The sequence below is a fragment of the Streptomyces canus genome (assembly GCF_030815415.1).
Taxonomy (GTDB): domain Bacteria; phylum Actinomycetota; class Actinomycetes; order Streptomycetales; family Streptomycetaceae; genus Streptomyces; species Streptomyces canus_F.
Window position 1 is genome coordinate 1 of sequence record NZ_JAUSWW010000002.1, and the last position, 12638, is coordinate 12638.

13 protein-coding genes and 1 pseudogene are annotated in these 12638 nt (G+C 68.3%); 8 read left to right on the forward strand and 6 right to left on the reverse strand.

Annotated features, from left to right (window positions below; all coding sequences use genetic code 11):
* The first annotated feature begins 481 nt into the window (after nucleotides 1-481).
* Nucleotides 482-619 carry a hypothetical protein gene (locus tag QF037_RS49145; protein WP_307037962.1) on the forward strand — a complete coding sequence of 46 codons (138 nt, stop codon included), beginning with the start codon at nucleotides 482-484 and terminating at the stop codon, nucleotides 617-619.
* A 174-nt stretch (nucleotides 620-793) separates the two neighbouring features.
* Here the strand turns inward: QF037_RS49145 and QF037_RS49150 are convergent, their stop codons facing one another.
* The gene (locus QF037_RS49150; protein WP_307037964.1) at nucleotides 794-1075 is read right to left on the reverse strand and encodes a hypothetical protein; all 282 of its coding nucleotides are present in this window, start codon (nucleotides 1073-1075) and stop codon (nucleotides 794-796) included.
* A 515-nt stretch (nucleotides 1076-1590) separates the two neighbouring features.
* On the opposite strand from QF037_RS49150, the gene QF037_RS49155 reads away from it, so the two are divergent.
* Nucleotides 1591-2058, forward strand: coding sequence for an SMI1/KNR4 family protein (locus QF037_RS49155; RefSeq protein ID WP_373464016.1), 468 nt, complete (start codon nucleotides 1591-1593; stop codon nucleotides 2056-2058).
* A 42-nt stretch (nucleotides 2059-2100) separates the two neighbouring features.
* Here the strand turns inward: QF037_RS49155 and QF037_RS49160 are convergent.
* Nucleotides 2101-3153 (reverse strand): annotated as a pseudogene (locus QF037_RS49160) (transposase); the annotation flags it as partial.
* Nucleotides 3154-3810: 657 nt separating this feature from the next.
* Complete coding sequence (locus tag QF037_RS49165; RefSeq protein WP_307037968.1) at nucleotides 3811-4263, reverse strand: RICIN domain-containing protein; 453 nt, start codon at nucleotides 4261-4263, stop codon at nucleotides 3811-3813.
* Nucleotides 4264-4726: 463 nt separating this feature from the next.
* On the opposite strand from QF037_RS49165, the gene QF037_RS49170 reads away from it, so the two are divergent.
* Both QF037_RS49170 and QF037_RS49175 read left to right on the forward strand, forming a co-directional pair.
* Entirely contained in the window at nucleotides 4727-4999 is a 273-nt protein-coding gene (locus QF037_RS49170; RefSeq protein WP_307037970.1) for a helicase associated domain-containing protein, read from the forward strand.
* Nucleotides 5000-7211: 2212 nt separating this feature from the next.
* A complete protein-coding gene (locus QF037_RS49175) occupies nucleotides 7212-7442 on the forward strand; it encodes a hypothetical protein (protein WP_307037973.1) in 231 nt (76 codons plus the stop codon).
* A 132-nt stretch (nucleotides 7443-7574) separates the two neighbouring features.
* Here the strand turns inward: QF037_RS49175 and QF037_RS49180 are convergent, their stop codons facing one another.
* The gene (locus QF037_RS49180) at nucleotides 7575-7739 is read right to left on the reverse strand and encodes a hypothetical protein (protein ID WP_307037976.1); all 165 of its coding nucleotides are present in this window, start codon (nucleotides 7737-7739) and stop codon (nucleotides 7575-7577) included.
* 229 nt (nucleotides 7740-7968) lie between these two features.
* Between QF037_RS49180 and QF037_RS49185 the strand changes: the two genes are divergently transcribed.
* Nucleotides 7969-8601: a hypothetical protein gene (locus QF037_RS49185; RefSeq protein ID WP_307037978.1), complete on the forward strand. Its 633-nt coding sequence runs from the start codon at nucleotides 7969-7971 to the stop codon at nucleotides 8599-8601.
* A gap of 870 nt (nucleotides 8602-9471) precedes the next feature.
* Here the strand turns inward: QF037_RS49185 and QF037_RS49190 are convergent.
* Complete coding sequence (locus QF037_RS49190; protein ID WP_307037980.1) at nucleotides 9472-9810, reverse strand: DUF6233 domain-containing protein; 339 nt, start codon at nucleotides 9808-9810, stop codon at nucleotides 9472-9474.
* 64 nt (nucleotides 9811-9874) lie between these two features.
* On the opposite strand from QF037_RS49190, the gene QF037_RS49195 reads away from it, so the two are divergent.
* Both QF037_RS49195 and QF037_RS49200 read left to right on the forward strand, forming a co-directional pair.
* On the forward strand, nucleotides 9875-10447 hold the full coding sequence (locus tag QF037_RS49195; protein ID WP_307037982.1) for a hypothetical protein: 573 nt from the start codon (nucleotides 9875-9877) through the stop codon (nucleotides 10445-10447).
* 20 nt (nucleotides 10448-10467) lie between these two features.
* The gene (locus QF037_RS49200; protein WP_307037983.1) at nucleotides 10468-10620 is read left to right on the forward strand and encodes a hypothetical protein; all 153 of its coding nucleotides are present in this window, start codon (nucleotides 10468-10470) and stop codon (nucleotides 10618-10620) included.
* A gap of 4 nt (nucleotides 10621-10624) precedes the next feature.
* On the opposite strand, the gene QF037_RS49205 is transcribed toward QF037_RS49200, so the two are convergent.
* Nucleotides 10625-10849, reverse strand: a complete 225-nt coding sequence (locus QF037_RS49205) for a hypothetical protein (protein WP_307037985.1) — start codon at nucleotides 10847-10849, stop codon at nucleotides 10625-10627.
* 152 nt (nucleotides 10850-11001) lie between these two features.
* Here QF037_RS49205 and QF037_RS49210 point away from each other — a divergent pair, with 152 nt between their 5' ends.
* Nucleotides 11002-12000 carry an ATP-dependent DNA ligase gene (locus QF037_RS49210; protein ID WP_307037987.1) on the forward strand — a complete coding sequence of 333 codons (999 nt, stop codon included), beginning with the start codon at nucleotides 11002-11004 and terminating at the stop codon, nucleotides 11998-12000.
* The last annotated feature ends 638 nt before the right edge of the window (nucleotides 12001-12638 follow it).

Below are 12638 nucleotides of genomic sequence, written 5' to 3' on the forward strand. Positions count from 1 at the left end.
CGCGAACGCGACGCGCCGCCGCTACGCGGCGGTTCCGGCGCAAAGCGCCGGAGGGCCCGGACTCCGTCCGGGCAGGTGGGGAGACGCTCCGCGCTCCCCACCCTGAGCTGCACTCCGTGCAGCTCTAAGGCCTGATCGCTCCGCGATCCGACCTAAGCGCCTACAAGGGGAGGCCGGTGCCGAAGCGGAGCGGTAGGCGCCTGCCGGAACTGACGAACCGTCAAGCACTCTGCCGTGCGTCAAAGTTGAGTACCGGATGGGTTCTGGTCTCAAACCCCACCCCCTCTCACTACTACAAAGCCCGTGACTGACGGTTCCTCAATCTGCCTTCGTGGTGCGTCATTTCGAGTGTCGGCTGCATTCTGGGCTCACGCGGCATGTCCCCCAGGTTCACCCTGAAGTGATGAACAGTAACTTGGCCTATTTCCATCCACGGTCTCTCTGTCGCCCTATTCCGGTGCACCTGGAAGGAAATCCAGAAATGGCAAAGCTGAAGCCGATTTCTCCGACCCGGATCGCGGAGGCCCGCGAGGAGGCCTACGCGGTGCTGGCCCGCGGGTGGGGGTGCCGGTCAAGGGACTCCGGCACCCCCGCCCAAGAGCGACGCGGAGCGTCGTAGACAGAGGACGGAGGGGCGGCCCGCATCAGCGGGCCGCCCCTCCGTCGTGCATCGCGTAGCGATGCCACCGCTGCTCTCGTCCGGGCGCGGAGCGCCCGGGGTGTCCGTCGCGTAGCGGCGGCGCGTCGCGTCGAACTATGAACGGTGAAGGAAAAAGTTTTAAGCCCGCACCGATTAGCCTGCACCGAAATAATCGTCCACCTTGGATTCCCAACCAACATTCTCGATATGGGCATCAAAAAGAAGATCGCGCCAGTCTATCTCCATCTCGCGGATCGCTCGAAAGAAGCGGTCCACATCTCCATCAGCGTAAATGATGACGGCAGCCGCTATCCTCTCATGGGCTGGCTTGTGAAATACCTTCAGCTCAGCCTCCTCTATTAGTGAGATGACCGCATCCGTGTCACTCCCGTACTGTCGTGCAATCACGGCAGCGATACGACCTGTAACCGCCATCAATTCCTCCGCGCTTCAACGTTCCGCTACCACCCTCCCGATCATCTAGCCGGAGGATGCGAATGATCGCCAACCCTTGTGTAACCGGCAGCCGCAAACTGATCAAGCTCCCTGGAAAAGGTGGCAACCGATCCGTCGTTTTCTCTTATCAGGCTCTACACCATTCTCCATACGGGTCGTGGGTTCGGGTGCCGTGTAGGCCGGTGGTTCGCGCCACTGTCGGGCGCCCGCCTCGGGCGGCTCTCCGCTTGGCTGCTGTCCGGATGTGCGGAGCAGACCGCGCGGGGGGCCCCGGTCGTCCTGGGCTGCGGGTGTGGCGCCGGCGAGCTGCGCTTGGTGCGTGGTGCTTCCCATCGCTCGTCTTTGGGTGGCCGAGGAGTTCGAGCAACTGTGTCCCGTGCGAGCCTCAGCAAGAGGGCTCAGCTTGACGTTTAACGTCGCGGCTTCTGACTGGCTTGCCGTTTCAACGCCCCAGAGTGACCTGTCATGGCGGGGTCTGCGAGGCTGCCAGCGTGATGGATGAAGCGATCGTCGAGGCTGTCCGTGGTTGCGCTGGTGCGGGCGGGCTGCCTGCGCCGGCGACACCGGGGGCGGTCACGGAGGCAGAGGAGATCATCGGCTTCCCTCTCCCGCCGTTGCTGCGGCGCCTCTACTTGGAGGTGGCAAACGGGGGCTTCGGCCCGGCAGAGGGCATCTTGGGAGTTCGCGGAGGAGCTTGCCAAGGCGCCTGGAATGACCTGGCAGAAATCTATCAAGACGGACCAGATCCCTCCGGTCAGATCCCTGCCGGCCTGGTGCCGGTGTATGACTGGGGCTGCACCATCTGGTCCCTGGTTGACTTCCGAGACCCCGCCGGGCCGATGTGGTGCACGCATCAGGGCCATCACTGGCCTCAGGGCATCAACTTGGCAGAGTGGCTGAGCGCAACTATCGAAGGTGCCCTGACGGTCAAGGGCATCCTGGACACTGAACCCGCGTGCTGAAGGAGGGGCAATCGCGCATCCGAGCCCCGAGTTCTCGGACGATCAGGCAAGCCCGGTTCCCTCACGAACGGTTTCCTCTTGACCCGTTCGCCTTGGTTTGGTGCCGACCTTGTGGTGAGCAGGGCGGCTGAACGCCTCGCCGGTCGCGAGGACCCGGCCCACGTCATGACGGAGGGCCCGGCGGCCGTTCTTCGAACCCGGTGGCCGACCTGGCCCAGGACGGGACGGTTTCGGTGCACCGGCCGGGGAGCCGGTCTTCGCGTGCAGGTTTCTGAACCCTCTGCGGACGCGGGCGGGTGTCAGTTTGTTCGGCAGGGCCGGTTTCTCCCAGGGCCGTCGAAGGTCGGTGGCGAGCGGGCGGGCGAGCCTCAGTTGGGCATAGGCGGCGATCACCAGCCACGTCCACCGGTCGGCCGCCTCCGAACTGCGAAGCCGGGGCTTGGTCCACCCGAGCGTCTGCTTGAACAGGCGAAACGTGTGCTCGATGGCGAAACGGCGAAGGAAGCACTGCCAGCAGCGGTCCACGTCGTCCGGGGTGGCGCCGGTGCCCGACCACCACAGCCACACGGGCTTGTTGACCCCGCCGCTGGGCAGCTTCTCCACAACCAGGCGAATGACCGTTCCCTCGATGATGGGCAGCGGGCCGTCATGGTCGAGCCAGGCCGCCCGGCGGGTCAGCCGCGGGTGCAGCCGGTCCCACGCCTGCGCGGTCGCCTTCCCATAGAGGCGGGTGTCCGTAGTCGTCACGGCCTGCTCGACGCCCCAGGTGGCAGGGTCGCCGAAGACGAACTCACCGCCATGCTTGGGCGGTCGCCCACCCTTGGGGTCGTAGACCCGCGGCGGTGTCAGCCGCCGCATCACGCGGTCGGAGCGGAGACGGCCGAGGATCTCGACGGGCAGCCCGGCCAGCAGGTGGGCGATGCGGGGCGCGTCGTAGCCGGCGTCCAGCACCACCAGGACCTCGGGATCGCCCGGCTGCCACTGGCCGGCGGCGACGAGCCGCTCGATGACTTCACGGATCTGGACCGTGGTCACGGCGGCGACGTCGGCCCCGGGCTCCAGGCGCACTGCGTCCAGCACCGCTGTCAGACACGGTCCGCCCGTGCCCTGCAACACCACGGAGGACAGATGATCGCCCCTACGGCCGCTTTGCGGACTGCGGTACGCGCAACAACAGTCGTCACACTCACCGCAGGATTCCTCATCGCGGGCGTCGTCAGTGCCCAAGCTGCCGCCCCTGTACCACCCACCACCACCCCGGACTTGCTTTCGGGCCTGTTCGGGCAGGTCGCCAACATCCTGGGGGGGGCGTCCTCAACGGCGATGCCCTGTCCACCCTGCTGCCCAACGGCATCCTCGGCGGCTGAGTGCCTGCTTCTGGATCCTCCGGGCCGGCGGGCTCGGTAGCCTGATTGCAGGTGGGCGGTGGGCCGAGTTGCCGATCGACAACTTGCTCCCGGCAGGCCCCGGGTGGCGGCGGTGCGAGCCACCGCCAAGTTTGGCCCAAGGTCATCACGATGCCCGTCCCCCTTGCTCCTAGAGCCCCACTCCCCTCATGGCTGCCGTTCGCGGAACGGTCACGGCGACCGTTCCGCGAACGGATTCCCAAAGCGCCCTCTTCGGGCAATGGTGGCTCGACCTGTTGATTCGAAGATCAGCGGGTCAGGTGAACGGCCGAGGTTAAACACCAAGCTCAGTGGCGACGGCCATGGCCGGGGAGCCCAGCGGGGGTCGCGTACGCTGGAGCCGCTCTCAAACAACCAACGCCGCCCACCGCTGCGAAGGTCCACCCGTGCACGTCGACAGTTGCACCCGGTCAAGCGTGTTCCTGGCCACGCATGTCAGCGTTACCACATTTTTGATCATCAAGCTCGAGTCGCCTTCCATCTTCCAGTACGCCGCGGTGTCATCGGCCGAACACGGTTTCATCGCGATCAGCCCGTTCCGCGCCGTCAGGCACAGCCCCGTCCCCTTCTGCCGCAGGGCCGTGAAAGCGGTGCCGGTGTCCCAGTACCACGTCTGGTAGCCGCCATAATTGCAGCCGGTCACGTACGGTCCGAAGTCCGCCCGATAGTCCAGACACTTATTCGTGTCCGGCATGCCCTTGAACACCGTCCTCACCGACACCGCGCTCGCCGATGGGACGTTAAGCCCGATCGCTATCCCGACAGTTGCAGCGATCACGGCCATCTTCTTCCACAGCATGAGACCCCTAGGGACGCATAGATTCGAGCGGTTGCGTGACCGTAGGAGTGTGCTGCAACGTGAGGTTCGTGCGCCAGTACGCGCACGCCGCAACATCCGGTTCGCGAAGGGGCGTTGCCACGAGCACGGCTATGTTCGAGGACCTCTCTGCGGTATCTGCAGCACGCGCGCGCGACGGCACGGCCATCCGACGGAAGCAGGGTGCGCGAGCTCCGGCTGCCGCAACGGCGATGCGCCATGTGTGAGTAGCCGCCTCCGCGGCAGCCAGCCACCCCGATGATGACCGAACGACAGCAGCCATCTGGTCACCTCACGACAGCAGACCGCCCCTCAGGCACGCCCTGCCTTCGCGTGAAGACCGCCCGTCCCGCCGACGTGCCCAGACCCTCCAAGCCCGGCCCCGGACGCCCAACCGGCTCGAAGAACCGCAGGCCGGCCCCACGTCACGAGCCTGGGAAGACCGTTGAAACGACAGATCGGCGTGCATCCGCAGGCCGAGGGCGTGGCGGTGGTTCCGGCACGGCGGTCCCAGGACGAGCTGTGGGAACGGAACATGACCGCCGCGCGACAGTTCCACGCCCGCGAAGGACACCTCCACGTACCCCGCCAACACCGCGAAGACGTCGACGGCGAACTCCTCGGACTCGGATCGTTCATCTCCAACACCCGCCGCCGCGCCGCGAAGCTGCCGGCCGAGCGGCGTGCGGACCTCGATGCCCTCGGCATGCGCTGGTAGAAAGGGCTGGCCCGGCGTCACATTCAGCCGGGACTACGACATAGCCCAGGCAGGAGCCTTCGGAACGCGAGGCCCGGACCACGGCGGTCCGGGCCAGGCGGCTTGCCCTACAAGTTGCTCTACAACTTGCTCCACAAGTTGCTCTACAACTTGCCCCTCAACTTGCTCTACAACTTGCCTCAGCCGACCCGGCCGGGCAGGCGAAACTGCAGATCAGGGGAGGTGGTCAAGGGGTCCCGGGCGTGCCGACTACTTCCCTGGGAGACCCTCCTCCGTCCGGGAAGTCCGGCCAGGTGCCGCCGGGTCCCATGAAGTGCTGCGCGGACATCGCGCCGCCTCGACCGCGCGCGGCCCCGCCGACGCGCGCGAGCCGTACGGCTGGTGCCCGATCCCCCGAGGTGCTCCCCGCGTCCCGCCCGCTTCCCTCCCACCCTTCTTCTTCTGTGCCGGGGCGGTCGTGGGGTGCTCTGAGGGGGATGTCAGCACCCAGACCACGCTCCGGTGGGACTCTGACCAGGGCTGACGGGAGCGCCCGTCATGAGGCTGCGCAACCTCCACCGCAACCTCCAGCGCAACACCCTGGCGCAACACCCTGGCGCAACCTCCAGCGCAACACCCTGGCGCAGCAGCGCAGTTCGCCGACTGCCCGCTGTCTCCTACCGCAACGCCTTGGCGCAGCAGCGCAGTTCGCCGTTCGCCGCCGCCTGCTGCCCTGCTCCACGGCCCGGACGCTTCAGCGGCCGGGCAGCGCGGAGGCGACGACGCGCAACACCCCTCCAGGGCGCCCGGTCCCCCCGCCGGGCCGACCTCTGCCCCAGCCCCGCCCCATCTCCTTCTTCCTGATCGTGGGTGGCTGAGGGAGGCTCCAGGGGGGATGTCTGGCCCCCGACCATGCCTAAAAAGGCGTGGTCACCAGCGACAACGCGCAGCGCCCCGACGAGCTCGCGCAACAGATAGCGCAGGAGATTGTGCAGGGGATTGTGCAGGAGATGTCGCAGGAGATCCCGGCCGGGTCGGGCGCGGCGCGGTGTGTGGTGGTCAGCCGCGGCGGGGCCACCAGCGTCGCCGCTCGCCCTGCTCCTGGTCGCGGCCGGCGGGTGCCGTCTCCGGCGCGGCCGGGGCCACGGCGGGGGCGGGCGCGGGAGCGGCCGGGGCCGCGGCAGGGGGCGAGGGCGGGGGGATGGTCGCCCGTTCCAGGGCGGGTGTGAGCTCTGCGAGAGCGCGCTGCAGATCCGCGATGTGCCCCGCGCGTTCCGTCAGGCGCTCCTTGAGGTGCCGTGCCTCCGCCTCGGCTAGGGCGCGGGCGTGCCCACCGCGCTGACCTGCTTGGTATGGCCTGTGGTCTGGGTCCCGGTGCCCATGGTCTGGCCTGTGGTACGGCCTGTGGTCGGGGTGCGGGCAAGCCTGCGGGCCAGGCTTGCCCACGAGTTGACGGGCTTGCCCAGGGAGGACCGAGCATGGCCTGCGGGGTGTTGCTTCCTTGGTGGGCCCGACCGTTGCCCGGAGGGGTGCGCCCACCGTTGCACCGAAGGGTGGACCGAGGGGTGCAGCACCCGTTGGGCTCTGCCCGGTGTTCTGCCAGCTCAGGCCCTGCGGGCAAGCCGGGCATGCCCGCCGACACCTCCTCCTCCGCGATAGCCGGAGCGGAGGACTGCTCATCAGGGGGCCGGTGCGGACTTTTACGGGGGACACACCAGCGCTGACAGTGCAGGTCAGAACGGGGTTGCGGGGCTAACCACGCTGTTCGTGACCATGACGGCCGAACGCGCACGGCGCTCGCCGGGCACATACATGTCAGGGCAGAGAGGGACAGGGCAGCTTGACGCTCGCGCCGCTCGTCCGGCGCGGCCGAAGCGCAAAGGATTTCCGCTACCGGAACCTCTCGAAATCTTGAATGCCGCCTGCCCGTTGGCCAGAGTCAACGCCGCACTGCTGCTTGGACGTCCCCCACACGTGACCGTGTGACGAGGACGCCAGCGCTGAAGGTACAGGTCAAGCGAGGGTTGCGGGGCTAACCCCGCTGTCCGTGACCATGACGGCCTACGCGACGGCGCTCCCAAGGCACATCCATGACGAGCCCTCCACGCTCACGCCGCTCATCCGGCGCATGCCTGCCCTTTTGGGCTCACTCCGTCTTCCACCGCATTTGGGCTCACTCCGCCTTCCACCGCACGCGGGTCCACCGCGTGCTCGTTCCCATGGGGGAAAACTCATGTCCACTCTTTCTCTGTTCGTCGTGGCGCTCGCGGGCATTGTCGGCGTGGCCGTCGTGGCCGGCCTCGGCTACCTCGTCCACCGGCGCCCGGCACTCAGGGGCCCGCTGACCATCGCGCTGGCCGCCGCCCTCCTCATGGTCACTTTCTATGTCGGACTTGCCCAGGTTGGTGGACAAGGCGGTGAGGACGGCACCCCGGCAGCGCGGTGTTCACGGACAGGGCGTTGACCTGCCGTGGTCGGGGTCCTGGCGCTCCTGGTCGGGGTCATGGTCGGGGCTGAGTAAGCAGCCCGGCACGCCAACGGCGAGCGGGGCGGCACCCGGTGGTGGGTGCCGCCCCGCTCGCCGTCTCCTGGTGCGTCAGTGCCAGCTCTGCGGCGCGTACGCGGTCATCGGGTCGTAGCCGCCCGCCAGGAGCTCCGCCGCCTCCTGGCGCAGCTCGCCCGCCGTGGTCCGGGCGGCGCCCACGGCCGCCTCGATGTCGTTGAGCGAGACGACGTCGACGTAGTGGGTGGCTTCGTTCATCTCCAGGGACAGCGTTTGTCGACGGGTTGTAGAGGCAGTTGGCGATCACCTGGATCGTGAATGTCTAGCAGAAGCGACGGCACGGCTACCGCGCATGCGGGGCCCCAGCCGTCCGTTGCCTTGCGTCGGCCGAACTAGCCGACTCGTTGGACGAAGAGCCATCGGGGCTCTCTGTCGAGAGCCCGCCGTTCGGGCACGATGGGACGCTGGACTTCAGGAGGGGGACACCATGAGCCAGAGGGTCCGGGCTGAACGGGGAGTGGTACTTGCGATCTGCCTGGAGTGGTTGACGGGCCAAGCCAGCCCCGACGACATGCGGAAGTGGTTGGACCGAGCGCAGGCCACCCGCGGGGTCTCGTCGGCGGAAAGCACCCTCCTTTTGCAGGAACTCCACGGCCACCTGACGTCCCCAGACCTTGCCCCGGAGTGGCGTGCGCTCGGTGGACATGCCGTCTTCAATGCAGGCGACCGGATTCACGTACACACTGGGAACGCCGAGATCATGACCGCTCTGGCAGCCTTCTCCGGAGTGACAGTGACGGCAGCGGTCTTACCGTTCCTGCAATCCATCGCCGCTCAGGCCGGGCAGCAAGCGTTCGAAGTCGCCCGGGCAACCACTCGCCGCATGATCGGCCGGAAAGGCGCACCTCAAATCCATAGCGGTATGACGCAGATATTCGTAGAGGACACAGCAGCGGGCCTTCGCTTCAGCGTGCCAACGAGTCTGTCCGACGCGGCGCTCGCCGCCCTGGCTGCGACCGATCTCGAAGCCCTGGCCATGCCAGCCGAGAAGGGCCGTACCGTAACGATCTACTGGGATGAAGAGTCCGAGCAGTGGCGCCGTCACGTAGCTGACCGTTGAGAACCCTTCGGTCAGCCGATGGGGGCGAACCAACTGCCGGTGGCGCCGAGATCGGATGACGTACGTGAACGGGTTGCGCACCCCTACGGACCAGGTAAACCCGCCCTGCGGGGGCACCGCGTCGACTCCTCCCTCCGAACTGAGCCAGTCGTGCCCAGCAGTGCCGCCAGTATTTGACGTGGGCGACTTCGCTTGGGACTGGCAAGAGAGCCGGTGCCTCCCAAACTCATCAACATCACCCGACCACGGATCAGGGCGCCTCCCAAACCCACCGGCAACTGACTTCACTACTGCTCGATAAAGCCATAGTGGGCGTTCCCGCCGGCCGCGACGATGAAGCGGGCGACCCGGCGGACCTTCTCGGCCTCCCACGACGCCAGGCCCAACCAGGCGGCCCTCCACCCCCGACCAGAGACCCGTCCATCTAGGTCACGCTCTGCGCAGTCAATGCGCAGTGGCTGCGCGATCGGCCGGCTGTTGCGCATCAACCGAAGCCAGCCACCACCGCGCAGCTGCGCAGCCTGCCCACCGACCCCTCACCGGCACGCTCCGGGCCCGGCTGGGCGGGACAGTCTGCGCAGTGGTCGCAGCCGCGAATGCGCAGCCGTCACAGCCGATTGCGCAGCCGTCGCGGTGTCGATTGCGCAGGTCCGGCCGGCCGATTGCGCAGCCGGATGTGAGGCAGCTGCCCGGGCCGGGCCACGCCGACCGCCCCTGCCTGCGTCTGCCAGAGGGCGCGGCGAGAAGTGGCTGGTCACCGCCGGAGTCGGGTTTTCGCATAGTGGCTGTGTGCTGCGGATTCCCGAACATGCCGGCCTTCGTCGGCCTCGAGGCGAGGGCGGACGCTCTCGAACTTCCTGTGGGCTGCGGTCAGTCCAGGATGCCGAGGTCGGTGTCGGGGCGGCAGTGCGGGCACGGATCCACGCCTTCCGTGAGCGCCCGTACCGCCTGCTCGCGCGCCGCGCCTTTGGACCGCTTGCCTGCCATGTGACAGCCGCCGACATGTACGTACACCGGCGGGGCCTGGTGGCCGATGCTCTGCTCGATCAGCCAGTCCGGCACCGGCGGGCGGGCCTCGATGCCGCGCCGGCGTTCGGCCTCGCGACGTTCCTCATCGACGATCCACCGCCGGGTACGGGCCAGATCCCGCTCCTGCACCCGCTCCAGGAAACGGAGCAGGACCAGCTTCGACGGACTTGAATCGTGCACACGTTCGATTATAGACGCTAACCTGATCACCGCACCCAGGCAGCCCAGCAGACCAGGAGGCACCGTGGACCGCATCAGCCTCGACGAGCTGCTCAAACAGGCCGACATCGACGTGGCCGCGCTGCCGCCGGCGCCCACCTCCCCCACCGACCAGCAGATGCGTGCCCGGATCACCGCCCGGCCCGCGTATCGCTGCGCCGTCTGCCAGGAGGGCGGCTCGACGGCCCGTGTCCTCAACACCGACCAGGGGGCGCGCTGGTTGGATCTGTGTCTGAGGCACGGCCTGGCCGTGCACGAGCCCTCGCCGCGGATGCCGACCACGATGGAGGGAATCCTCGCCGACCTCCGCGAAGCGCTGGCCGAGGCGACGGCCGCGACGGGCCAGACGCCGGACGTGCGGCTGTGGACCGATGAGAATGGCTGGCAGGACATGCCCATGGATGAGCACCACCGCTACCACGTGACCCTGATCCTTGACGGCAGAAGGGCGCGGCACGGCTGGTGGGGCGTGGAGGCCGTGGCCCGAGAGAAGTTCACGCTGTGGGTGGGCGAGTGCAGCGGCAAGGCCGGCTCCCGCGTGATCCTCACCGACGAGCACACCGGCGCCGTGTTGACGACGTGGCCACAACAGCCGTAGCGGCTGGCATGCTGAGCAGCATGCCCGAAGATCAGCTCTCAGCCGACCAGCCCGCCGACCCGGACAACGCGACCGCGCAGGCCGGCGAGGCCGTCGCCGACGACATCACCGATCCGGGCTTCGCGCCCGACTGGCAGCCGACAGTCGGCGAGTACCGGCTCACCGCCGAATAGAGGGTCAGGCGGCGGCCGTGTGCCGCACCGCCTTCTTCACCTTCATCTCCAGCTCGACACGCCCCGTGCCCGGCTCCGTGGCCGTGACCGCGGCCTGGAACACCGCGGCCGCCTCCCGCCACCGCTCCCACTGCGCCTCAAAGGCCTCGCCATCGAGCCCGGCGAGCTTCCTGCGCGCTTCTTCGGCGGAACGTTCCAGCTGGATCAATTCGTCGAGGGTGTGTGCCACGGCTGGATCCTAAGCGAATCTTCGTTCGGTCCCTGTGATCGCCGCTGTGCGCGGAGTCTGAAGGTGTTCCGCTCCGCGTCCGAAGCGTGGAATCGGTGCGCACCTGGGGGAACAAGGCCCGATGCGGGCGCGGGCGGTGGAAGACGTCGACCATGTCTCCGTCTTTGCCGTCCGGCTGGTCGCTGCCCGAGCCGATGCGCGCCGTACCGGTCAACGATCCGGCGCTGCCCGCAGGGTGGGCGGCACAGCCCAAGTGGGATGGCTACCGTGCGCTGGCCGGCCGGTGGGCCGATGGCCGTGTCGCCGTCCGCAGCCGTAACGGCAGCGATCTGGCCCGGGCGTTCCCGGAGATCGAGGAGGCCGTCCGTCGGCTGCCCGACGATACGGCCGTCGACTGCGAGCTCATCGTGTGGGAGGCGGGCCGGCTCGCGTTCGAGCGTCTCCAGCAGCGCATGCACCACCGCGGCGCGGCCGCGGCCCGCGCGGCCCTCGAGTTCCCGGCGCATCTGGTCGCGTTCGACCTGCTGCGCGTGTACGGCGAGGATCTGACCGGGCGCCCCTTCAGCGAACGCTACGCCGCGCTTCAGGCGTTGTTCCTCGAGGAGGGGCTGGCGGCGCCCTGGTCGCTGTGCCCGACGACGACCGACCCGGAGCAGGCGGCCGCGTGGCTGGCCGACTTCCCGGCCGTCGGCCTCGAAGGGCTGGTCTTCCGGCCGTTGGCGGGCAGGTATGTGGCGGGTGGGCGGGGGTGGACCAAGTACAAGGCTCGGCAGACCACTGAGGCGATCGTCGGCGCGGTCACGGGCAGTCTGCGGGCGCCCACCGCGGCGCTGCTGGGCCGCTACGACGCGAGCGGGCGCCTGCGGTACACCGGCCGCACCACCACGCTGGGTGCGGCCGTCCGGCACGCCCTCGCCGACCAGCTGCACGCCGGAGACTCCGACCACGCGTGGACGGGGCGCACCTTCAGTGTGGGGTGGGGCTCGCGGGAGCAGCTGTCGGTGCACCTGGTCGTGCCCGAGGTCGTCGCCGAAGTCGCCGTGGACGTCGCCCGGGACAGCGCCGGACGCTGGCGCCACCCGGTACGGCTCACCCGCATCCGCACCGACATGAGACCGGACGACGTGCCCCTGTTCGGGGTGGATCGCTGACGCTGTCGCCTCTTCAGGCTTCCGGGTCCCCGATGCTGGCGCGCAGGGCCTTCGCTGTCCGCTCGCAGGCCCTGGCGACGTGTTCGCGGAAGGGTGCGATCCGCGGATTGGATAGACCCTCTCGGCGTAGGGCAGCGAGTGCTTCGATCCACTCGACTGCGTCCTCGGGCAGGGTGTACGGCTGACCGCTCAGACGCTGCGCGGGCCGAACTGCCGGAGGGGGTTGGTCAGTGTCCCGGAGCGTGACCGTGCGGACGATGGTCTCTGTGCGCTCGACAACCTCGCGTACCGGATCAGCAGTTCGTCCGCCCTCGTCCACGGACCGGCCTGCGCGGTCCTGCGCGGTGCGGAGCTCCCAGGCGCGGCGGCGGTGCACGGGAGTGCAATAGCGCGGCGGTCGACCACGGCCGCCGTAGGTGATGGGCTCACCGCACCACTCACAGGTGCGTTCCAGCAGCCGCTCGCGAGAGGTAACCGTCTCGCCGATCTCGCCGCCTTCGCTCCGCCTGTGGTCGCCCTGACCGGGAGGCATTTTCGTCACAAACGAAACTCTAGAACACTGATATTTCGGGGATTCCTCGCCCCCGATCCAGCCGGGCGGGCGTCGGTGAAGGCGCCTTCACCCACCTGACGATCAG